This window comes from Enterococcus sp. M-BR2 (assembly GCF_056612775.1).
The window spans coordinates 32,401-53,805 of sequence record NZ_CM152743.1 but is presented as its reverse complement, the minus strand read 5'-3'; the positions used below and the strand labels follow the sequence as shown (position 1 = coordinate 53,805).

General features: G+C 38.9%; 22 protein-coding genes. 3 read left to right on the top strand and 19 right to left on the bottom strand.

Annotated features, from left to right (window positions below; genetic code table 11):
• Positions 1 to 2 precede the first annotated feature (2 nt).
• The 9 genes from AC1F25_RS00250 to AC1F25_RS00210 form a co-directional block, all read right to left on the bottom strand.
• Positions 3 to 578: an SOS response-associated peptidase gene (locus AC1F25_RS00250; RefSeq protein WP_002345376.1), complete on the bottom strand. Its 576-nt coding sequence runs from the start codon at positions 576 to 578 to the stop codon at positions 3 to 5.
• Between the two features lie 602 nt (positions 579 to 1,180).
• Positions 1,181 to 1,762 (bottom strand): TetR/AcrR family transcriptional regulator, encoded by a 582-nt coding sequence (locus AC1F25_RS00245; RefSeq protein WP_002308158.1) that lies wholly within the window; start codon positions 1,760 to 1,762, stop codon positions 1,181 to 1,183.
• Positions 1,763 to 1,944: 182 nt separating this feature from the next.
• Positions 1,945 to 2,571, bottom strand: coding sequence for a cysteine hydrolase family protein (locus AC1F25_RS00240; protein ID WP_479994154.1), 627 nt, complete (start codon positions 2,569 to 2,571; stop codon positions 1,945 to 1,947).
• A 21-nt stretch (positions 2,572 to 2,592) separates the two neighbouring features.
• The gene (locus AC1F25_RS00235) at positions 2,593 to 3,921 is read right to left on the bottom strand and encodes an FAD-containing oxidoreductase (RefSeq protein WP_002308157.1); all 1,329 of its coding nucleotides are present in this window, start codon (positions 3,919 to 3,921) and stop codon (positions 2,593 to 2,595) included.
• 156 nt (positions 3,922 to 4,077) lie between these two features.
• Positions 4,078 to 4,479, bottom strand: a complete 402-nt coding sequence (locus tag AC1F25_RS00230; RefSeq protein ID WP_002286825.1) for an organic hydroperoxide resistance protein — start codon at positions 4,477 to 4,479, stop codon at positions 4,078 to 4,080.
• Between the two features lie 84 nt (positions 4,480 to 4,563).
• On the bottom strand, positions 4,564 to 4,770 hold the full coding sequence (locus AC1F25_RS00225; RefSeq protein WP_002308156.1) for a hypothetical protein: 207 nt from the start codon (positions 4,768 to 4,770) through the stop codon (positions 4,564 to 4,566).
• Positions 4,771 to 4,864: 94 nt separating this feature from the next.
• Positions 4,865 to 6,367 carry a phosphohexomutase domain-containing protein gene (locus AC1F25_RS00220; protein WP_002308155.1) on the bottom strand — a complete coding sequence of 501 codons (1,503 nt, stop codon included), beginning with the start codon at positions 6,365 to 6,367 and terminating at the stop codon, positions 4,865 to 4,867.
• 17 nt (positions 6,368 to 6,384) lie between these two features.
• Positions 6,385 to 6,840, bottom strand: a complete 456-nt coding sequence (locus AC1F25_RS00215) for an arginine repressor (protein WP_002308154.1) — start codon at positions 6,838 to 6,840, stop codon at positions 6,385 to 6,387.
• Positions 6,841 to 6,938: 98 nt separating this feature from the next.
• Positions 6,939 to 7,559 (bottom strand): GyrI-like domain-containing protein, encoded by a 621-nt coding sequence (locus AC1F25_RS00210; protein WP_002344575.1) that lies wholly within the window; start codon positions 7,557 to 7,559, stop codon positions 6,939 to 6,941.
• A 220-nt stretch (positions 7,560 to 7,779) separates the two neighbouring features.
• Here AC1F25_RS00210 and AC1F25_RS00205 point away from each other — a divergent pair, with 220 nt between their 5' ends.
• Complete coding sequence (locus AC1F25_RS00205) at positions 7,780 to 9,153, top strand: MFS transporter (RefSeq protein WP_002344576.1); 1,374 nt, start codon at positions 7,780 to 7,782, stop codon at positions 9,151 to 9,153.
• A gap of 74 nt (positions 9,154 to 9,227) precedes the next feature.
• Entirely contained in the window at positions 9,228 to 10,340 is a 1,113-nt protein-coding gene (locus AC1F25_RS00200; protein ID WP_002344577.1) for an NAD(P)/FAD-dependent oxidoreductase, read from the top strand.
• A 71-nt stretch (positions 10,341 to 10,411) separates the two neighbouring features.
• On the opposite strand, the gene AC1F25_RS00195 is transcribed toward AC1F25_RS00200, so the two are convergent.
• The 7 genes from AC1F25_RS00195 to AC1F25_RS00165 all read right to left on the bottom strand — a co-directional run bounded on the left by AC1F25_RS00195 (position 10,412) and on the right by AC1F25_RS00165 (position 17,804).
• Positions 10,412 to 12,049 (bottom strand): phosphoenolpyruvate carboxykinase (ATP), encoded by a 1,638-nt coding sequence (locus AC1F25_RS00195; RefSeq protein WP_002313344.1) that lies wholly within the window; start codon positions 12,047 to 12,049, stop codon positions 10,412 to 10,414.
• 166 nt (positions 12,050 to 12,215) lie between these two features.
• The gene (gene apf, locus AC1F25_RS00190; protein ID WP_002308148.1) at positions 12,216 to 12,824 is read right to left on the bottom strand and encodes an aggregation-promoting factor; all 609 of its coding nucleotides are present in this window, start codon (positions 12,822 to 12,824) and stop codon (positions 12,216 to 12,218) included.
• Between the two features lie 383 nt (positions 12,825 to 13,207).
• A complete protein-coding gene (gene queG, locus AC1F25_RS00185) occupies positions 13,208 to 14,359 on the bottom strand; it encodes a tRNA epoxyqueuosine(34) reductase QueG (protein ID WP_479994153.1) in 1,152 nt (383 codons plus the stop codon).
• A gap of 18 nt (positions 14,360 to 14,377) precedes the next feature.
• Positions 14,378 to 15,130 carry a hypothetical protein gene (locus AC1F25_RS00180; RefSeq protein WP_002308140.1) on the bottom strand — a complete coding sequence of 251 codons (753 nt, stop codon included), beginning with the start codon at positions 15,128 to 15,130 and terminating at the stop codon, positions 14,378 to 14,380.
• 140 nt (positions 15,131 to 15,270) lie between these two features.
• Complete coding sequence (gene efaA, locus AC1F25_RS00175) at positions 15,271 to 16,221, bottom strand: Mn/Fe ABC transporter substrate-binding lipoprotein EfaA (protein WP_025477071.1); 951 nt, start codon at positions 16,219 to 16,221, stop codon at positions 15,271 to 15,273.
• The gene (locus tag AC1F25_RS00170; RefSeq protein WP_002308137.1) at positions 16,222 to 17,061 is read right to left on the bottom strand and encodes a metal ABC transporter permease; all 840 of its coding nucleotides are present in this window, start codon (positions 17,059 to 17,061) and stop codon (positions 16,222 to 16,224) included.
• On the bottom strand, positions 17,058 to 17,804 hold the full coding sequence (locus AC1F25_RS00165; RefSeq protein WP_002308135.1) for a metal ABC transporter ATP-binding protein: 747 nt from the start codon (positions 17,802 to 17,804) through the stop codon (positions 17,058 to 17,060). Before AC1F25_RS00165 ends, AC1F25_RS00170 begins: the two co-directional genes overlap by 4 nt.
• A 238-nt stretch (positions 17,805 to 18,042) precedes the next feature.
• On the opposite strand from AC1F25_RS00165, the gene AC1F25_RS00160 reads away from it, so the two are divergent.
• Positions 18,043 to 19,413, top strand: a complete 1,371-nt coding sequence (locus tag AC1F25_RS00160) for an amino acid permease (protein WP_002308133.1) — start codon at positions 18,043 to 18,045, stop codon at positions 19,411 to 19,413.
• Positions 19,414 to 19,463: 50 nt separating this feature from the next.
• Here AC1F25_RS00160 and AC1F25_RS00155 read toward each other — a convergent pair whose 3' ends face one another.
• The 3 genes from AC1F25_RS00155 to AC1F25_RS00145 all read right to left on the bottom strand — a co-directional run bounded on the left by AC1F25_RS00155 (position 19,464) and on the right by AC1F25_RS00145 (position 21,318).
• Positions 19,464 to 20,360, bottom strand: a complete 897-nt coding sequence (locus AC1F25_RS00155; protein ID WP_002308132.1) for a LysM peptidoglycan-binding domain-containing protein — start codon at positions 20,358 to 20,360, stop codon at positions 19,464 to 19,466.
• A 113-nt stretch (positions 20,361 to 20,473) separates the two neighbouring features.
• On the bottom strand, positions 20,474 to 20,644 hold the full coding sequence (locus AC1F25_RS00150) for a hypothetical protein (RefSeq protein WP_002291423.1): 171 nt from the start codon (positions 20,642 to 20,644) through the stop codon (positions 20,474 to 20,476).
• Positions 20,641 to 21,318 (bottom strand): NAD(P)H-dependent oxidoreductase, encoded by a 678-nt coding sequence (locus tag AC1F25_RS00145; RefSeq protein WP_002308129.1) that lies wholly within the window; start codon positions 21,316 to 21,318, stop codon positions 20,641 to 20,643. The genes AC1F25_RS00150 and AC1F25_RS00145 overlap by 4 nt, the downstream gene beginning before the upstream one ends.
• Positions 21,319 to 21,405 lie beyond the last annotated feature (87 nt).

Sequence of the window (21,405 nt, the reverse complement as noted above, 5' to 3'; positions counted from 1 at the left end):
TGTTATACCTTCTCCATTACTAATTCAGGCATCTGCTGAGTAATGATTTTTCGCGCAAAAGAAATATCTGTTACCCAAGGTTCGATTTGTTCTTCATTCAAGACAAGCGGCATTCGGTCATGGATTGGTGCAACTGTGCGATTAGGTTCAGTAGTCATTATGATCGATTCTGCTGTTTTTTCATCGTGATGGCTACGATAAAAGCCGCCAATATACACTATTTTTTCCTTATTTGAAAACATAAATTTGTCTTTTTCTTCATTCCACTCATAAAAGCCGCTCATTGGGAAAACACAACGATTTTGCAAAAATGGTTGATGAAAGGTCTTTTTTTCTTCTATTGTCTCTGCTCGGGCATTGATCATCAATTGTCCTTTTTTAAATCCGGTAAATCCCCACTTCATGATTTCCGGAGTGAGATTGTTTTCTTCCTTTTTTCTTAATGTCACAACAAGATTTGACGGAAAAATTTCTCCAGCTGCTAATTCTGCTGCCTGTTCCGGTTGTTTCTTCTGGGCTTCTCGATAATAATTCTGAAGGAGCTCCGACTCTAGATTAAAAAAATAACGACCACACATCCTAATACCTCCCCCATCTTTTTATCTATCATACACTGCAACAAGAAGTTCACACCAACAAAACGTTTTCAATGAATGGAGAATTAAAAAAGTTGTGACAAACTCTCCAGTAAACTTTTTTCTCCTGCCAACTCCTCGGTCACAAGTCACAATATCCATCAAATATGAGAAGCTGTTTTTTGAAATTACTCCTTGTGACTCAGAGTGAAACGGCAAGTTCCCGACCTCTGGGTAAACGGTGTTCAATCAGCTGACCCTCGGTATTAGCTCAACAAATGGCAAAATATGAGGAACTATTTTTCCATTTGTTTCTCTAATACTCAGGTCAAACCGCTGATTTCGCAACCTCTTCCTTAAACGGTGTTCAAAAGCTTGCATCTGCGGTAATAAGCCCATCCAAACGAAAAATATGAGAAGCTATTTTTGTTTGGCTGTTCTTATTACTTGATGCAGGACAGCTTTTTCGCAACCTCTGATTCACGGTGTTCCAGAAGTAGCTTCTTCGAAAAATAAGCCGAAATTTCACAAAAATTTGAGAAGTAATTTTCGTCAATTCCTTCTTATTTCTTGAAGCTGACCACTTCTGTCACAACCTCTAATTATTAAAGAACCTTTTGCGAAGTTAACAATCTTTCTTTGATCAATTGAAAATTCTGTCTAAGTAGTGATAGATCTTGTGTGACTTTCAACAATAAGATACTGCCCTGGATTTCAGCAATCAACGCTTTGGCTTGACGGTCTGCCTCTGCATCGGACAGTTTTTCTTCAGAAAGTGCCAAGATATTTTGTTTCGTATACTTGACCCATTGATTGACTAATTCTAGTAGCAATAGACGGAATTCTTCATCCACTGTACTCAACTCAATAATCAAATTCCCCACAGGACAGCCATGATAAGTGATTTGTGCCTCATGATCAGCGAAAATCCAATCCAACATTTCTTCTAGTGCTTCTTCTGGCTGTTTTCCAGCATTTAAGATGTCTTCAAACAACTCTGTCTGCCACATGTCCATATGCGCATGGATCACCGCTAGACAAACTTCTTTTTTTGAAGAAAAGTAATAATAAAATTGCCCTTTCCCCGTATCAGAAGCTGCTAGAATATCCCGGATTGACGTTTCGTGATAGCCTTTTTTATAAATAAGATCTTTGGTCGCTTCCAAGATCTTTTCCTTTGTTTTCAATGATATTCTCCTTTTTCATCTCTCATAGTCCTATATTATACAATAAATTCATCATTTTATCTTCCTAATCGTTTAAAAAGGGCTATGCCAAATTATCTGACACAGTCCTCACTATAAAACTGTTCTCTTGTAGCTAGATGTTCATTGATTCAAGAACTGCGAGGACAAAAGCAGTTCCTATCTTATGATAGTTGCTCTAATACTTCCTCTGTTGTCATCACTTGATCTGCAATAAAACCAAAGTTGGTCAACGCTGCATCCATTGCTTCTTGGCCAGGAGCACCAATTGCATCTGTCGCTACCACAACATTGAATCCACTCTCTACCAATTCACGCATATGGGAATCACTACACAAGTTTCCGTTCATTCCACCGAGAATTACTGTGTCGATTCCATTTTTTCTCAATTGAAGCGCTAAGTCGTTGCTTTCTGGTCCAAAGATTTTATGAGGAGATCTGATGATCGTATTTTCATCCAAATATGGTTTCAATTCTTCGATAAAATCGGCTCCTGAACCTTCTTCCACTGGTTCATATTGACTTTTTCTAGCAAACATCTGCTGCTCAAGCATCATATGTTCTCCTGCACCGCCAAATTGCCATTTATGGTCATGTGGATAAAAATAATGAGGAGAAATAAAGAGTTTGTATCCTTTTTCTTTTGCTTGTTTCACCATTTCGATCATATTTTCGATCGTATTGTATTTTTCTAAGATATCTTTTGTCAAACCAAAGCCACCGCCTGCTGGTTTCAAGAACTCGACTTGCGGGTCAGTTAGAACTACTGCTGTATTTTTGTTGTTGAACATGCTAAATTCTCCATTCGTTATTTATTTTAATACATCATTTAGAGCTTCACTCATTGTTGGATGAGAATAGATTTGATCTCTCAATAACGTATAAGGAAGTTTTCCATTCATAGCTAGCGAAATCAAGTTGATGACTTCATGAGAATCTTCCGCATAGATACTTGCGCCTAGAATCAAGTCAGTTTCAGGATCAACTAAAACTTTGAATACCCCTTTAGGATCTTCTAATACTTGTGCTTTAGGAACACCGCTTGTCATATACTTGAATAATTTGTAATTGACGCCTTGTGCTTTGGCTTGTTTTTCTGTTAATCCTACATTAGATAAAGTCGGAGTGATAAATACACTGTAAGGCACAGCTTTCCGGTTATTCGTTGTTCGTGTATTTTCGCCTTTCAACTGATCCATGATAATTCGATAATCATCTAAAGAGATATAAGTGAACTGCAGTCCGCCTTTGACGTCTCCAATCGCCCAAATGTTTTCCGCATCTGTACGAAGGTATTCATCTACAGCGATTGCTCCGCGATCAGTCAGTTTAACATCTGTATTTTCTAATCCAAGAGAAGCTGTATTAGCTTTTCGGCCAGTTGCTGCTAAAACTTTAGATGCTTCAATCGTTACTTTTTGACCATCTTCTGTAAAGGTAACGGCAGCTGTTGATTCTTGGTCTGCTACTTCATCAACAGTCACACCTAAGTGGAACTCGATCCCTGCATTCGTCAAATCTTCTAAAATCATTTGTGCAATGTCTTCATCTTCACGTGGAAGAAATTCAGGATGGGCATCAAGAACGACAACTTTAGATCCGTATTCATTGAACATTGATGCAAATTCCAGACCAATATATCCAGCTCCAATGATCACTAATTTTTCCGGTAATTGTTCCTGATCCATTGCTTGCGTAGAATCAATCAAGTAGCGACTTGTATTCAATCCTTTGATTGGTAAAATGATTGGTTCAGAACCAGTATTGATGAAAATCCGTTCGCCTTCAACAATCACTTTTTCACCATTATTCGTTACTTCGATTTGATGGTTAGAAAGAAAACGTGCTGTGCCGTCCATCACTGTCCCAGTCGCCTCATCGCTAATCATATGATAATTTTTGGCACGAAGCATGCCCGTCAATTTTTCTTTCCGAGCAACAGCCTCTGTAAAATCGATTCCTCTTTCTCCATTGAAAATCAATGATTTAGAAGGAATACAGCCGATGTTGATACATGTTCCGCCATACATACGTGTTGACTTTTCAACAACTAAAACCGATTCGCCTTTTGAAGCTAACGCCTTCGCTAAAGTCTTACCGCCTTTTCCAAAACCGATCACAATATTTTGATATTTTTCCATCCTTTTTCCATCGCTTCTTCTTTACCTACCGATTGGTACAAAAATATGATAACCGATAATTGTCTATTTTCCAAATCATCTGCTTTGTTTGTCAAAAAAACCAGACAAAAAGCGGTCCTTTCACGTTTTTAGTCTGGTTCGATTTCCTTTATTCTTCTAAACAATCGTTACTTCTACATCGATATTTCCTCTAGTTGCTTTGGAGTAAGGGCAGAATTCATGCGCATCTTCTGCAATTTTTTGGGCTTCTTCTTCGCTGATGCCATCGATATGCACTTCTAATACTACACCGATCTGATAGCCGCCATCATCTAAATTATAAAGAGAGACACGTGCTTTTACTGTGGACTCTGCGGTCATTCCTGCTTCTTTGATCATATGTTGTACTGCCCCATTGAAACAAGAAGCATAACCTGCTGCAAATAATTGTTCTGGATTTGTTCCTTCTGCATGGATTCCCGGAGGAGTGATTTTCATATGCATCGAGCCATTGGGTGCCTCGACTTCTCCATTGCGCCCGCCATGGTTAATCATTGCTGTTTCGTATGCTTTTTTCATTGTACTGCTCCTTTCGATTGACCATTTGCTACTTGCTATAGTTATAGTGTATGACAAGTAAGGCGCTTTCTACAAAAATTCTGCTTATTCAAATACCAGAATACCGTCTTCTACTATTTTTCCAAAAAACAAAAAGATGCCACTCGTGAACAACAGGGTCATATTCGTTCCAAAATAAATAGCAATCTTTTCTAAATAATCTTTTATATGATTGATTTTAAGATACATATATACCAGAAAGTTGACCCCATAGACCAATACTGTTAAAAAAATAACCATATTCGTTACCATTTTTTTCCTCCTTTTGCTGGCCACCTTACCAGCACTCGGTTTAACCTTACCACTTTTTTTGTTGTCCAAGCAACTACCTTTCAAGAAGTTTGGTTTATTCTGCTGGTAATGATCCAAGATCAGAAAAATGTCCGAATAAGTTTGCTAGTTTTTCTAACACTAGCTGGTTCTTTCCGCTTTCGTCATTTTCTATCTGCAATACTAACAACGGCTCATGTAAGCTTAAACGAATCAAAAACCAACCGCTTCCATAAGGTTCTTGCAGATTATACCGAATACCTTCTTCATTTGCCGGGTCGAAGTTCATCCCTTTTTCTTCTTCCAGCAGTCGCTTCATTTCTTCTAATATCTTGTTTCCTTGTTCGCGTGGTTCATCGCTGAACAATTTTAGTCGGATTTCTTGTACTTCTACGGGCTGTTTCAACTCTTTGATTTGTTCATCTAATGTGATACCTTTTCTTTTTAATTCTGGCAAAAGCATCAGGATCTTCGCGATGACATATGCACCATCATCCAGAAAATAATTTTCCTTGAATGCAGCGTGTCCGCTTGTTTCGATGGCTAGCTGTGTATCTTTCCCAAGACGATTAAGTTCTAATGCTTTATTGATTACATTTCGATAGCCGGAAATATAACGAATTTGGGTACCTCCTTTTTCTTCAATGAATTTTTGTAGATGAGAAGAAGTAGGCGAATTCGTTACGATCCTTGTTTCTGGATGCTCTTTTAATACGATCGTACTTAATACTGCGATCAAATTATTTCGATTGATGACTGTTCCAGAAGCACTGACCACAGCTGAACGATCCACATCTGTGTCAAAAATGATCCCAAGATCTGCTTCATTTGCTAAAACAGCCTGCTTGATACTTTCCATCGCTTCTTTGTTATCAGGGTTGGGGATGTGATTAGGAAATCGACCATCTGGTTCCAAAAATTGAGATCCTGTTGTATCAGCGCCTAAGCTATTCAATACTTTTTCAGCAAAGAATCCTCCAGCACCATTTCCAGCATCCACGATGATTTTCCAACCTTTTAGTGGTTTGTCATCTTGTGTTCCCATCCCTTTTTTGATTTTTGTGACTAAATCTTGCGCATAAGGTATCAAAAGGTCTGCTTTTTCCACACTTCCTACTTGTTCACTGTTTATTTTTTGCTGTTGTGACAGGATATAAGCAATATCTTCTTTTTCTGCTCCTCCTTCTGAGGTAAAAAATTTTATTCCGTTGTAATAATAAGGAAGATGGCTAGCAGTCAGCATGACCGCAGCGTCGCATGAGAATTGTTCAAATTGAGTGGACATAAACATAGCTGGCGTAGTAGCTAATTCGAAATCAATGACATGTATCCCTTGTTCTTTCAGACTTTGGATCAACGCCTCTTTTAGTGCTGGTCCGCTGATCCTGCTGTCATGACCAATCCCAATCGTCCATTTTTTAGTCGGATTAGTTGATTTCTTCTTTTTCTTTAGCCAGTTTGCTAGTCCCCAGCCGATCTTTTCTACCCTGTCTGTCGTCAAATTGACTTCATGACCTTCAACTGGTAATGCAATCCCTCGAATATCCGATCCGTTTTGTAGCGCTTTCATATCTTGCATATAAAAGTCCTCCTCATTTATTCCCTCATTTTTTCTAATTTTTCCGCAAACCGCTGTGCTTCTTCTTCTGAGCGGCAAATAATAATGAATGTATCTACACCTGCCATCGTTCCAACAACTTCGGGATAAGCAACTTCGTCTAACCAATTCGTTACCACATCAGCGCCATTTCGTTCAGTCAATACGATGACCATGAATTGAACAGACTGTATACGTAAAACCTCACGCCTAATTGCCGTACGCAAACGTTCTTCATTTAAAGAAACAGATGGTTGGTTAAATAATGTATAGCATACTATTTTATTTTCATTTTGGCTTTTTACTAACTTCATTTCTCTGATGTCTCGAGAAATCGTAGCTTGAGTCACATCGGCACCTGCTTCATGCAACCGTGTAAGCAGCTCTTCCTGTGTCCCAATCGGTTGTTCTGTAATCATTTGGCGGATCAATGCTTGTCGCTGTTTTTTTTTCATATTAGACACCTCTCAATATTGATTATAGCAAAAGACAAGTAATATTTCTTCTCATTTTGGTATTTTTTACTTTTATTTTTTCGGTTTTATTCAGGTTGCTATCCTTTTTCTATTTTGACACGCAAAATCGTCTTCATTTTTTCAGGTGCAGATTTTCGTGGATCGCTGATATAGATTTCTTTATGTTCTTTAGAAGTTCTTTGATAGCCTTCTTCTGCAATGAATGCTTCTAATTTCTCAAAGGATTCTGGTTCTTCATCATAGGAACCGATGTGTAAGATTTGGGCACAAAGACCTTCTTCCATCTTTCCGAATGCTACTTGTTCTCTCAAGTCTTCCGGAAGTTTGCTCAGAGAACGCTGAATGGCTTCTTGTGCTATCGCTTCTGTAACAAAGTCAGGCTGTCGGATCATCAATTGATAAGAAAAATGTTCTTTTTTCATCACTGGTTCATGCAAATACTTTTCTTGCAGTCCCCATTGTCCTTCCAATGGATAGACAGTATACAGCTGATAATCAGGAATCAGCCAATTTTTTTTAGGCGACATGCGTATTGCATAGCTGACTGCATATAGACAGGCTACTCTTCGTTTAAAGTCTTCCTGATTCGGATCCCCGAACCCTCTGATGCTAAAGAATGGTTTTTTAGGAACCTCTAGTATTTGCGGGCTTTTTTTCATACTATAGCTCTTGTCTTTACGCCATTCGATTTTTTCCATTTTTCTTCCTCCGAGAAATTCCATTTAGTTATTTATTATCATACCTCTTTTTGAGTGACTTGGCTAATCGTGTTGACACTATTTTTCAGTTTGTGCTAGAATAAGTTAAGTAAATAAATCGTACAGATAACACGTTTCGGCGTGTCGAGAGAGAGGCGGTTTCTATTTTTATAATAGAAATCACTCTCTTTTTTTACGAAATTTTTTAGAGGTGATGTAAATGACGAAACAAAAACAGCTGCTTTTAGTACCTGCAGTAATTGCAACAGGGATGATGTCTTTTGCGGGCGTATTGATCGAGACGGCCATGAATGTAACTTTCCCCACTCTTATTAGACAGTTTGATTTAACGACCGCACAAGTCCAATGGGTAACAACGATTTATCTTTTGATGATTTCGATCATTGTTCCGCTATCTACTTATTTGAATCGCAATTTTAGTCTCAAAAAACTCTTTTTAGCTTCAAATCTGCTTTTCTTGGCAGGTATAATGATCGACTTCTTCTCTCCTACCTTCATGGTCCTATTGTTTGGTCGATTGCTCCAAGGGGCAGCGACAGGTATCGCTCTTCCGTTGATGTTCCATATTATCTTGACATTTGCCCCCCTCAATCGACGAGGCGCGATGATGGGTGTCGGTACTTTGACAACGGCCATTGCTCCAGCGATTGGCCCCACTTACGGAGGCATTATGACTTCCCATTTTACATGGAATCATATTTTCCTGTTTCTTGTGCCCATTTTGATCCTTTCTTTGATTATCGGCTGGTTTGCTATTCCCGAGATGGCAGTACAAAAAAATGGTTATTTGGATTGGTGGAGCGTTTTAGGAATCTTTCTTTTGTTTAGTGGAAGTCTGACATTTTTGAGTACGTTGGGAACACTTTCTAGTTGGATTGCTTTGATCATCGGCGGGATTGGCTGGTTCCTATTTTACTATCGAAGTAAAAAAGTGGAACATCCGCTGATCCGACTGTCCATTCTTTCAAATAAAACATTCCGTTTGTTTTTGATTGGTTTCTTGGTTTATCAGTTTTTATTACTTGGTGTGTCTTTTGTCTTACCGAATTTCCTTCAGATCGTTCAAGGAAGCAGTCCTTTTGTCGCTGGATTAGCCATGCTTCCCGGTGCAGCGGTTGGTGCTTTGCTTTCTCCTTTTTCTGGTAAAATGCTGGATCAATATGGTCCGAAGAAGCCAATTTTTGCTGGACTGATCCTTTCTTTGATTGGTTGGCTAGCATTATTCCTGCTTATCGGACACGCTTCATTGGGTGTATTGATTGCCTGTCATGTTTTTTATATGGTCGGTATAGGATTGTCTTACAGCAATATGATGACGACTGGAATGAATGCACTGAATGAAGAACTGCAAGGAGACGGGAATGCAATGTTCAATACCTTGCAACAGTTTTCTGGTGCTGTGGCTACTTCATTAGTAGCGGTTATTATCAATTATGTTCAGCATCATACTTCCCATAGTTACAAAGTGTCTACTACATTAGGATCAAAAGCGGCATTGGGCGTCTTATTGCTGTTGCTTCTTATCAGCTTTGCTCGATTCGTCTATTCTCTGTTTTTTGCTAAAAAAGCGTAGTTTCCATATACGGCAGGTGTTGCATCTGCCGTTTTTTTGTGTGAAAATGGTTGTTTGTAAAAGGAGGCTTTTTTATGGAAAAAATTGCCATTATCGGTGGCGGGATCATTGGTATGACCCTAGCCAATTACTTGGACACATCAACATTCGATGTTGCTTTGTTTGATGAAGGAACAGGACAGGCAACGAAAGCAAGCGCTGGGATCATCTCCCCTTGGTTGTCAAAACGCAGAAACAAACAATGGTATCGTCTAGCTAAAGACGGCGCTGCTTTTTTCCCTAAACTCATAAAAGATTTCCAACTTGATCAAACGATTTATGCACAATCAGGGACACTTTTGCTTCGACCTGAAAAAGATTTAGCTGAATTAGCTGTTCTTGCGGAGAAACGAAAAGAAGAAGCACCAGAAATTGGAAACATCGAATGGCTTTCACCTGAAAAGACATCCCAAGCTCTTCCGTTATTGAAGCCAGCAGTTTCACTGCGTATCAGTGGTGGCGGTCGTCTGGATGGAAAAGCATATTTAGAACATCTTGGTCAGCGTTTAGTACAAAAACAAATCGAGCAGATCCAGGCAAAAGTCACCTTGCATAAGAAGAACGATTCTTGGCTCATCAAGGGACCATTTGGAGAATACACAGCTGACCGCGTAATCTTGACACCTGGTCCTGCACTTAAGCCTCTATTAAAAAATTTAGGCTATTCTGCAGATATACGTCCGCAAAAAGGGCAGCTTTTAGCATTTCAGACATCTTATAAGATGAGTCAAGACTGGCCTGTTGCTATGCTTGACGGAGAAGCTGATTTCATTCCTTTTATGGACGGAAAGATCCTTTTAGGTGCTACCCATGAGAACGATCAAGGCTGGGATTTGGCTCCTACTAGCGAAGCTTATAAGGGATTGACTAAGAGTACAGAACAGTTCTTGGCTGATTCAGATCAGATAAAAAACTGGCCATACGAGTTCCGTGTAGGCACCCGTGCTTATACGTCAGATTTTTCCCCATTCTTCGGCGTATTGCCAGATGACCCAAGTCTACTGGCTGCTAGCGGTCTAGGCTCTTCTGGTTTGACGACAGGTCCTTATATCGGCTATCTATTAGCCAACTTCTTAAATACTGGTCATTGGCCTACGGAAGATTATCAAAAGGACATCTCCACCTATATTACGAAAAATCCATCATAGAAAAACAGCTTTTTCAAGCAAGGATCCCGAGCGATATTGCGCATGGATTACTTCTTGAAAAAGCTGTTATTTTAGTTCAATTTCTGAATCAAATTCTCCAAACTTTCTTTTGCTTCATCTGGCAAGAGATTTTTTCCTATCTGAGCTTCAATGAATCGTAAACGAATATCAAGTCGTTGTTTCACCAGATTTTTATAGGATGTATCCTCAAAAGAAACAGGAAAATCTGGTATAGGTAAATAGTGGATATCTTCAAACGGACCAAACGACTTGAATTCTGCCGTTTCTTGCACGATTCTTTCAACGATTGACAATGTCGTTTCAGGTTTAATTTTTTTATCATCGAAGTATCCAGTATTCAAGACATAGCAGGCTGTTTGCTGTTTCAAAAACAACTCTCGAAAAGCTTGATAGTCTTCCCTAAGAGGATAGACACGGAAAGGATTAGCAAATGGTTCAATGACTAACTCATCTAGCTGTCTTTTTGTAGTGATATTTTCCGCATCTGATCGTTTTGTTGCTAATGTTGCACCAAAAGACGCTGCTAAAACCGGATCATTGATCTTGATAATTGGCGGAAGTGAATCATCTTTCATGATCCAAAAAACAGCATCGATCTTTTCGCTAAGATGATTGACTCGGTCTGGTGTCGCATAACGTGATTTGACTGTCCGTCCATTTCCGTTTCGTATATCTCCTGTCACTAGAACTTTTTCTCCTTTACTTGTACATGTCACGCCCACATTCTGACAAGTAAGGAAAAAAGAAATGGCCGGGTCATCAGACGGATAGTCTTGTGTTTTATCAAAGTAAGAAGGTTCCAAGGCAGTAGCAAAACCATTTTTTCTAGAAATAACAAAAGCATCGTCATGTAGGATCGTAACAGAGTGCCCTTCCGAATGTTGTGCTAAGGTGATCGTTGATTTTCCAGAACCGGACAACCCAAATACAGCCATCGTATAAGTCTGATCATTACTAGTATATTGTTTCATCCCGCCATGGCAGGCAATAAAACCATTGCGACTCCCCAATGCCCAAGCAAGCGTCAAAGTCGCTTTTTTTAATTCCCCAAAGTAACGTAATCCTAGCACAGCAGCTGTATTATGGAGAGAATCAAATAAAACGAGTCCATTGGGAAAGGCTTCATGCGTCCATTCGGGATCACAAAAGATATAAAGATCTCCCTCGTCAAAGGACACAGATTTTTGATAAGTAGCCAAAATCTTCGCATTCGCTGGCTGAAAATTCAGTATATAAGAATACAGATTGTTCTCAAATCCTTCTGGAATCAACAAATGACTTTGTACAGAAAATTCTTCAGATAGACCAACGATTACTTTTGTATGATAAAATTGTCGCTTTCGACTTTGATACACGGCTTCTCTCAAGATCTTCTCATATTTACTTTGCTCCTTGTCCAAGTCCTCAAAGATACGCCGAGCACTTGCTGTTCTTCCTACAATACTCCCATCATTGAATACTAGTGTCCTAGCGTCAGCTGGTAAATCTAGTTCTTCAGCATGTGAGACCGTTAAATCTGTGATGATCGTTCCTGGACTCCCTTTTGCTAGTTGATAAGCTGTTTCCCTGTCAAAAACTTTTTGCACATTATTACCGTAGAATGCCGTTTCAACAATGGATCGAATACTGGATAACAGTGGATTTTCACTTGTGATTTTCTCTAGTTCGAGACTCTCTTTTGTACTCATGGCTCCTCCTCATCCCCTAAACAAAAAAGCGTTTTCTTTATTATACATTATCCGAGTTTTTATTTGTACTGCTGTGCAGAGGGAAACAAATCATTTATTTTTCATAAAAAAAACCGAGAACTTGAATAAACAAGACTCTCGGTTTCATCATTTTTCTTTTATCGGCTTAGTACCAACCGTTTGCTAACCAGAATGTTTTAGCAGCATCCCATGAACCATAACGAGATGTTACGTATTGTTCTGCTACACGTTCTTGATTGGCAGCTGAATAGTCGCCGTTTAAGTATGAAGCATCTAATTGGTAACGGCCGATGTAACGTCCGTTAGTAGCTGTGTATGAACCGCCTGATTCTTTTTGTGCGATCCATTCTTTTGCAGAGCTTGAAGTTGGCGCCGTTGCAACAGCTGGGGCAGCAGGAGCTACTTCAACTGTTTCAACAGGTGCAACGTATGTATGTTCTTGCGTTGCTGTTTCAGTTGTAGATGCTGTATTTTCTGTTGTGTTGCTTTCTGTTGTTGCTGAAGAATCATTTGAAGTTGGGATTGTTAATTGTTCACCAACATAAATGCGGTTGATGTCTGCAATTGAATTCTTTTCAGCAATTGCATCGATCATTGAGTTGTCTCCTGCAAATTTTTGTGAAATCTTAGATAATGAATCACCTGATTTTACTGTGTAAACTTCATCAGCGTGAGCATTTGTAGTTCCTACAAACATTGCAGTAGCACCAGCAGCAAAAGTTGTACCTAAAACAATTTTCTTAAATGAATTCATATTAAACTCCTTTTTTTCTCCGTTTTTTATTCTTTCGACGCTATTAACTTTATCATTTAGAAATATTTCATAGGTAAAAGAATCATGACATTTAATGACAAAATGACGGATTATTTAATATTTGTAACATTTGAACAAAAATTTTTTTGATGTAAAACCATCAGATCGTTGTTATATAAGCAAAGTAATCGTTTTTCTGTGTTTTTTTATTTTTGAATAAAAAACACGTTTTCTGTAATATTTACTGCAATAATCTATAAAAAAAAGGAAAAAAATATTTGATTTTTATCAAATTCTATTAAAAAAACGTAAAAAATACAAAAAAACCAGTAATTGTTACAACAATTACTGGACAAAAACAATGAATAATGCTTACTATTTTTTTATTTTAACTTTCTCCGCAACAATTTTTGTGCATGTTCTAGTTCATTTATGACGACTTCTTCCGATTCTTTAGCTAATGTTTCATCTAATACATCAAGCCATTTTTTTGGCTCTTTTGTTCCGAGACGTCCAATAGCCCAAGCTGCTGTTCCTCTGATGACAGGGCGGACATCCGTTAAACATTCTGAAATCTCAGGCAATGCCGTTCGATCTCCTAGATTAGCTAAAGCAATCAATGCGTTTCTCTGCAAAGGTTTTTTTCCACGCCACGAACCGGCTAAATGCCCAAATTGCTGCTTGAAATTTTTATTCGACATCGACAGCATCGGCTTTAATTTTGGATATACTTCATCTATTTTTGGTTCCATCTCTTCATGAAAATGAAAATCTTTTCCTTGATTGTAAGGGCAGACTAACTGGCAGATATCGCATCCATAAATGACATTTCGCATTTTTTTCCGATATTCTTCGGGCATCATCCCTTTTGTCTGCGTTTGATAAGATAAACATCGCTGTGCATTCATTCTGCCATCACCAAGCAATGCTTTCGTCGGACAAGCAGTCACACAGCGCATACAGTCACCGCAACCAAACTCTCCTGGTTTATCCGGCTCAAATACGATATTAGTGACGATTTCACCAAGATAGACAAATGAACCGAACTCTTCGGTGATCAGCAATCCGTTTCGGCCGATAAATCCTAATCCAGCTCGCTGTGCTACAGCGACATCGATCAGTTCCCCAGTGTCTACTTGCGGAGCTAGACGCCATTCCTCTTCTTTTTGCCATTTTTCTGCTCTTGTTTGGATGAATTCGATCAATCGATTCAATCGGTCTCTCAGTATATCATGATAGTCGATCCCCCATGAGGCACGAGCGAATTGCCCCCGTTTTTCATCCCTAGGTACTTCTTCATGGATCCTAGTAGGATACGCAAGAGCAATGGAAATGATTGATTTTGGCTGATCAAATGTCATTTCTGGGTAAAGTCGCTCATCGATATTTGGGTGTTCGAAACCAGAAGTATGTCCGGCTGCTTTTTGCTCTTCCAACGACTCTTTTAATGAATCAAAAGGCTCCGCCGTCGTAAACCCGATCTTGTCAATTCCTAATCGTTTGCTTTCTTGTATAATTTCTTCTTTTAATGTCATGGTCTTCCTCGCTTGCTGTTAACGGCTGTATAATCCATAATATAGTTTTTCTTTTTTCAGTTGGACAAACTGGATTTGCTGATCAGCAATCTTCTTTTCTTCCATCCATTTTTTTCTTGCAGCAAATACTTCCCAATAATTTGTCGAAATCAATTTTCTTTTGTTATCCAATGCGTTGAAAAAATTCAAAGAAACTGGTTTTGTACTTAACAATTCATGGAGTCTTACCTCTTCCCATGGTGAAAACTCAGACAGATCGCGGGAATACAGTACTTCTTCATAGAGATTTTTTTGCTGCGTATACGTGAATGTTTGCGGGATCTTCCCGGGTCTGGCAATTTCTACTAGGCGGTTATAAAACATATTCATTAATTTGCTGTTGGCAATAAATTGACTTTTATAATAGGCCGACTGGATCTTTTTGATCACTCCTTCTGCTTTGATTACTGAAAACAAAGCAGGCCATGCTTTGACGGTGATTTCGTCGTTTTGTTTAACTAATACGCCAGGTGTGAAGCCGACTGGAGAAAGGAACACAAAATAACCGATACCGGTATTTTCATCTAAAGGCTGAAATTCATCAAACAACCATTTGCCTATGTACAGCTCTTCATCTGGTTCTGTTGTCTCGTTTTGATTTGCTATGAATAATTTAGCTAATTCTGCTTCAAGAAATTGAAGGTCTTGATCCTTGTCAGTATTTTCTTGCTGGTTGATCAATCGAAATACTTCTTCTTTAATCGTATATTTATCTTTACGTGTAAAATTCATAGCCACACCTTCCTTCCTTACTCTAACTATAACGGAATTTTCTCAAAAAGGGTATCTGTACGCCGAAAAACATCATAATTTTTTCCGGTTTCTTGTAAAAAAAACGCAAGGTCCGCTCCTTAAGCCAGACCTTGCGTTTTTCAGCTCTCTTTTGTTTGGGATAAACCTTCATGGATTGTTTCGATGTTCCATTTCATCATCTGATAGTAAGAATCTCCTTGTTCCCCTTCTTTGGCTATAGAATCAGTGAACAATTTATCATAAATTTCCAAACCCGTTTCTTTTGCTACTCGTTCCATACTTCTTGGATCTACACTAGTTTCCACGAATAAAACTGGCACTTCTTTTGCTCTTACCTGATCAATAATTGCTTTCATTTGGTCAGGCGTGCCTTGGCTTTCTGTATTGATTTCCCATATATATGCTGCTGGCAAATCATAAGCCCTTGAAAAATATTTGAATGCTCCTTCACTTGTTACTAATAATTTTTTGTTCTCTTCGATAGAAGCAAAACTTTCCTTCGCTTGTGTATCTAATTCTTTTAGTTTTTCCACGTATGTTTCTGCATTTCGCTTATAATGTGTCGCATTTTCTGCATCTTTTTCAGAGAATATACGTGCGATTTCCTGCACATATTTTATTCCGTTAGACAGGTCTAGCCAAGCATGAGGATCCGCTTTTGTATGTTCTTCACCGCTAGTTAAATAAAGAGGTTCTACATTTTTGCTAACTGCAAAATAATCTTTTCCTTCTTCTTTTTTAGCCGTTTCCATCAAGTTATCGAACCAACTGTTACCTGTTTCAAGATTCAATCCGTTGTACAAAATGACATCTGCGTCGCTTGCCTTTTTGATGTCTTCTGGTAGTACTTCATATTCATGCGGATCTGTTCCGACTGGTACGATACTGTGGATATCTATTTTATCTGTTCCGACCTCTTTTGCCATATCCGCCAAAATCGAATTGGTTGCCACGACTGACAGCTTTTCTTTACTTACTTCGTCTGCTTGATTTGAAGTTTGCTTTCCGCAGCCAACTAATGCTAATAAACTAATTGCCAGGATAAAAAAGAGTGATTTCTTTGTTTTCATCTATCTGCTTCCTTTCTGAAATAAAATTCCTTTTGTTGGAGAAAATAAAAAAGCAAGGATAAAAAATGCGGTACATGCTAACACGATCGTAGCTCCTGATGGCCAATTGTAACTATAACTGAAAAATACGCCGACAACGGCACTGAACATACCGATTCCTGCAGCTGTAATGATCATTTTCAGTAAATGGTTCGTTAGCAAGTAAGCCGTGGCGGCTGGTGTGATCAACATGGCAATCACCAAGATCGTTCCTACCGTCTGCAAACTGACTACAGCCACTAATGTCAAAAAGAACATCAAAAGATAATGGATCAGCGATGTGTTCAGCCCATAAGCTTTTGCCATTGTTGGATCGAATGATGTGATCTTCAATTCTTTATAAAAGAAAAAGACAAATATCAAGACGATTCCGCTGACTAGTGCTGTCAGCAGCAGATCGCTCTCCCTAACAGCTAAGACATTCCCAAATAAAATATGATACAGGTCTGTCGCACTTTGAGCATATGAAATCAAGATGATCCCTAATGCAAAAAACGAACTAAAGACAATCCCAATCGCTGTATCATTTTTCAATCGGCTTCGCTGTGTCACGAAACCAATCACCGCTGCTGTCAACATCCCAAAAGCAGTGGCTCCAAAAATGTAACTAAAACCAAACATATAAGAAATGGCTACACCTGGAAGAACTGCGTGAGAGATAGCATCTCCCATCAAAGACATCCCACGTAAAATAATAAAGGAACCGATGACTCCAGAAGCAAGTCCTACAAGCATAGAAGTGACCAAAGCATATTGTAGAAATTGATAATTCATCAATCCATCAATAAAAGATTGGATCATTTTTTCTCTCCTCCTTTTACTAAATGTCCGATGATCTCACCATAGGCCAGTTGAAGATTCTTTGATGTAAAGACTTCTTGTACTGGACCAGAAGCGATCAGCTGTTTATTTAAAAGAACAACTTCATCGAAATATTCTTCTACTTTATGAAGATCATGATGGACGATCAGAATCGTTTTTCCTGAATTCTTCAACTCTTGCAAGATGTCAAAGATTTTTCGTTCACTCAATGCATCGATTCCTACGAATGGTTCATCTAAAAAGATCCACTCTGCGCCTTGAGCTAGAGCTCGTGCAATAAAAACTCTCTGAAGCTGACCACCCGATAGTTCGCTGATCTGTCTTTTGGCATAGTCTTCCATCCCTACTTTTTTTAATGCTTGTCTTGCTCGTTCTTTTTCTTTTTTCCCGGGCCGCTGTCCGATTCGTAAAGATGGATACGTCCCTAAAAGTACAACGCCTAACACATCGATTGGAAAAGAAAGATCCAATTCGCTTCGCTGCTCCACATAGGCTATCTTTTTACGGACTGATTTTACTGGCTGTCCTGAAAAAGTGACTTTACCAGTAGAAGCTGGTATCAACTCTAGCAATGCTTTCATGAATGTTGATTTTCCTGCGCCATTTGGTCCGATGATACCAGTGATTTTTTGTGACTTTATTGTTAAATTGATGGTTTTCAAAACAGTTTTCCCTTGATAAGCGGCTGAAAGGTCTTGAATTTCAATGGCCGTTCGTTCCAAATCCTACACTCCTTTTTAGGTTTCCCTAACTTTTTATTTAAATATAGTTTAACTAAAAAGGAAAGCATTTACAAGTAGAAAGATGAAAAAGTTTTTTTCGAATTTTCCTCGCATTTTATGAAAATTTTCTGTAGAATCACATCAAGAGTTCAATAAGGCTAACCTAAAAATAATACAACTATCTATTGAAACGTTTAATTATTTTTCCTGTTGACTCAACAACGAAAGGAGTTTTTGTATGGAAGAAGAAAAGTTAACTCGGAGTCTTAGTGCCCGTCATATCCAAATGATCGCACTTGGTGGAACGATCGGTGTCGGTCTGTTTATGGGTGCCTCCTCAACCATACGCTGGACAGGGCCCTCAGTGATGGGAGCTTATGCGATTGCAGGATTCTTTTTGTATTTGATTATGCGTGCTTTAGGCGAAATGCTTTACGTCGATCCTTCGACTGGTTCTTTTGCAAATTACGCGAGCGAGTACATCCATCCTGTGGCTGGCTACTTGACCGCTTGGAGTAATATTTTTCAATATATTGTCGTAGGGATAAGTGAAGTAATCGCTGTAGGATCTTATATGAATTATTGGTGGCCCAATCTGCCAGCAATTATTCCCGGCATCATTGTCGTCTTATTTCTTATGCTGGCAAATCTTATTTCTGTCAAGGCGTTTGGCGAATTAGAATTTTGGTTTTCGATCATCAAAGTCATAACAATCATTTTGATGATCATTGCAGGTCTTGGGGTGATTTTATTTGGATTTGGTAATCATGGCCAAGCGGTAGGAATTTCAAATCTTTGGAAAAACGGTGGATTCTTCACTGGCGGTGTCAAAGGCTTTTTCTTTGCATTATCGATCGTCGTTGCTTCCTATCAAGGGATCGAACTGATCGGAATGACTGCTGGCGAAGCAGAGAATCCTAAAAAGACGATCATTGAAGCTGTTCAATCCACTATCGGTCGAATCTTGATTTTTTATATTGGTGCCATTTTTATCATCGTGAGTATTTATCCGTGGAATCAATTGAGTGAGATTGGCTCGCCTTTTGTCCAAACTTTTTCTAAAATCGGCATTACATTTGCTGCAGGGTTGATCAATTTTGTCGTGATTACAGCGGCATTATCAGGTTGCAATTCAGGCATTTTCAGTGCAAGCCGTATGGTCTATACACTTGCGATAAATGGAAAGATGTCTAAAAAGTTTCTGAAATTATCTCGTCATGGTGCGCCTTTTTACCCTGTCGTAGCCATCTCAGGCGGAATCTTGATTGGTTTGATCTTAAACTATCTTCTGCCAATGTTCATCAACCAGTCCGAAAATATCTTTGTTTTCGTATACAGCTCAAGTATTTTACCTGGTATGGTTCCTTGGGTGGTGATTTTGATTAGTGAGATTCGCTTCAAAAAGACTCACGCAGATAAAATGCATGATCATCCTTTTAAAATGCCGCTGTCTCCTTACACGAATTATGCGACACTTGCTTTTTTAGCTATCGTGTTGATTTTCATGTTTATCAATCCTGAAACAAGGATTTCTTTAATCATTGGTCTCGTTTTCTTGCTTTACATGACGATCCATTACTTTATACGCGAAAAAAGAACCGCCAAATAAAAAGAACGAAGCTTCCATCAAGGGAGTCTTCGTTCTTTTTATTGCTTTTATCAATTCAATTTTAGTGTCTCACCGGGAGTCAGGAAATAGTCATCCATACTCATCCCATTCAGTGACAAAATCGTTTCTACTGGTACGCCAGTTCGCTCAGCTATTTGATTTGGACCTTCTCCTTCTAAAACAACAGTTGTCGCAGCCTGTGACGTCGTACTGCTAGTAGTCGTTTCAGTGTTTTCTGTTGTGTCTTGCGTTGTTCGAGCTTGCATTCCAGAAGATTCTGTTGATTCTATCGTCTCAGACTCAGAAGATGCTGTTTCTTGTGTGCTTGTTGACTCTGCTTGAAGAGAAGCGCTCGTCTGCAAATATATGTCGGAAATCTTAGCGACATGATTCGTATAGTTAGCCGATAGCTGATTGATCAAGGTATCTAAGGCTACACCGTCTTTATTATCTGCTGACTGATACGCTGCACGTAATTTTCCGATTCCTTCATCGGAGATTGCTTGGAGCTCACGTGCTTTTTGGTTAGCAACTGCGGATAAACCAGCTATGCCCTCTTGATTTCCTTGGATTTCTGTTTGGTATTCTTCAATCAACACAGGTGTCTTTTCTTCCATCTTTTTCGAATAATCATTGACGATTGCTTGGAGTTGCTCTGGCAAATCATCTGCTGTTTTTTCTTCAGAAGTTTGTGTTTCTTTTGTTTCAGTTGATGCCTCACTTGTTTGTTTCGCATCTGTTTTCTTTGTCGTTGTTTCCGTTACGGTCGTGCTTTTTGCATCTGACGAATTTTTCCCGTGAAAATACAGCCCTGCTACTCCTCCTGCTATGATCAAAAAAACGGCAACTGCTGCCCCAATCATGATCATCCGCTTACGTGCTGCCTGTTTTTGCTGTCTTCTTCGGGTCATCCGAACGTTTTCTCCCCACTCATTTTCATCATACATTTTTTTCACCACCAATTTTTATGTATAACAGCGTTATCAAACGCTTCATATTCTTATTGTAGCAAATAATTGTCATTGTGCACATTTTTATCCTTGTTATTTATAAGAAAATTTCACCAGTTGAGATGATTCCAAGATCGTCCGTCGATTTCTCCTTGCAACTGCGTTGTTCGTTCATCTATCTCAGCCATCAGTTTCTTTATCTCATATAAGAGTGCACGGTCTTGATATTCTGATTTTTCACTTAATTCATCTAATTGTTGGATCAACCATTCATTTGTCATAATGAAGTTCCTTTCATTTCTTGCAGTGTAAAGCTCAAGTCTTCGATCTGCTCTTTTGCGTCAGTCAGTGCTTCTATGATATATGTTTGTTTTTCCGAATCTTCTTCCTGCATTTTCTGATTTTCCTGTACTCTTTGAATAAACCAGTCAATCCGTTGAGTAAGCGATGGCTTCCCTTCCAATGAGAGATACTGCTGATAAGCAATTAGCTTCTCCCAACGTTTTTCTTGGGATAAATACATAAATTGTGCTAAAACGAATGGCGAAAGATAAGTCATATGGAATTTGTTTGCGATTCGCTGATATGGTCTCAAAAATTCGGAGATCGTATATTCTTCTTTCCCTCCAGCTTGATATTCCTTTTCCGCCACACCTGTTGTCAATACGATCCCTAATTCTTTTCCTTCTAATACACGTGTTGCTTGTTCCAACACATTATCTTGCCAAATTTTTAAATGAGCAGGGGAACTATACCAGTAAAACGGAAACTGGAAAATGATTCGATCATGCTGTGCCAGGAGCTGTAACTCAGCCTTTACATCTATCTTTCCATCTGGATAACTTGATTCTAAATGATGCCAAGTAACGGATAAACCGGAAGAAGCTTCTTTGAAAAATTGCTGATTCAGAGATTCCTCCATCGTTGGATGGCTGATAATGATAAGTGTACGCATCCCTTCTCCTCCTTTTTTAGTCTTCGTTTTACAGTGTAGCATAACCACCACAAGTTTCTTTCGCAGATGCTTGTCCTTTTGTCCAAG

Bases quoted from the DNA above. Each gene is read 5' to 3' on its own strand.
- AC1F25_RS00205 (WP_002344576.1), top strand. From the start codon at position 7,780: ATGACGAAACAAAAACAGCTGCTTTTAGTACCTGCAGTAATTGCAACA.
- AC1F25_RS00180 (WP_002308140.1), bottom strand. From the start codon at position 15,130: ATGAATTTTACACGTAAAGATAAATATACGATTAAAGAAGAAGTATTT.
- AC1F25_RS00170 (WP_002308137.1), bottom strand. From the start codon at position 17,061: ATGATCCAATCTTTTATTGATGGATTGATGAATTATCAATTTCTACAA.
- AC1F25_RS00230 (WP_002286825.1), bottom strand. From the start codon at position 4,479: ATGAAAAAAGCATACGAAACAGCAATGATTAACCATGGCGGGCGCAAT.
- AC1F25_RS00215 (WP_002308154.1), bottom strand. From the start codon at position 6,840: ATGAAAAAAAAACAGCGACAAGCATTGATCCGCCAAATGATTACAGAA.
- AC1F25_RS00210 (WP_002344575.1), bottom strand. From the start codon at position 7,559: ATGGAAAAAATCGAATGGCGTAAAGACAAGAGCTATAGTATGAAAAAA.
- AC1F25_RS00200 (WP_002344577.1), top strand. From the start codon at position 9,228: ATGGAAAAAATTGCCATTATCGGTGGCGGGATCATTGGTATGACCCTA.
- AC1F25_RS00240 (WP_479994154.1), bottom strand. From the start codon at position 2,571: ATGTTCAACAACAAAAATACAGCAGTAGTTCTAACTGACCCGCAAGTC.
- queG (WP_479994153.1), bottom strand. From the start codon at position 14,359: ATGACATTAAAAGAAGAAATTATACAAGAAAGCAAACGATTAGGAATT.
- AC1F25_RS00160 (WP_002308133.1), top strand. From the start codon at position 18,043: ATGGAAGAAGAAAAGTTAACTCGGAGTCTTAGTGCCCGTCATATCCAA.
- AC1F25_RS00145 (WP_002308129.1), bottom strand. From the start codon at position 21,318: ATGCGTACACTTATCATTATCAGCCATCCAACGATGGAGGAATCTCTG.
- AC1F25_RS00195 (WP_002313344.1), bottom strand. From the start codon at position 12,049: ATGAGTACAAAAGAGAGTCTCGAACTAGAGAAAATCACAAGTGAAAAT.
- efaA (WP_025477071.1), bottom strand. From the start codon at position 16,221: ATGAAAACAAAGAAATCACTCTTTTTTATCCTGGCAATTAGTTTATTA.
- AC1F25_RS00150 (WP_002291423.1), bottom strand. From the start codon at position 20,644: ATGACAAATGAATGGTTGATCCAACAATTAGATGAATTAAGTGAAAAA.
- apf (WP_002308148.1), bottom strand. From the start codon at position 12,824: ATGAATTCATTTAAGAAAATTGTTTTAGGTACAACTTTTGCTGCTGGT.
- AC1F25_RS00225 (WP_002308156.1), bottom strand. From the start codon at position 4,770: ATGGTAACGAATATGGTTATTTTTTTAACAGTATTGGTCTATGGGGTC.
- AC1F25_RS00250 (WP_002345376.1), bottom strand. From the start codon at position 578: ATGTGTGGTCGTTATTTTTTTAATCTAGAGTCGGAGCTCCTTCAGAAT.
- AC1F25_RS00155 (WP_002308132.1), bottom strand. From the start codon at position 20,360: ATGTATGATGAAAATGAGTGGGGAGAAAACGTTCGGATGACCCGAAGA.
- AC1F25_RS00235 (WP_002308157.1), bottom strand. From the start codon at position 3,921: ATGGAAAAATATCAAAATATTGTGATCGGTTTTGGAAAAGGCGGTAAG.
- AC1F25_RS00220 (WP_002308155.1), bottom strand. From the start codon at position 6,367: ATGCAAGATATGAAAGCGCTACAAAACGGATCGGATATTCGAGGGATT.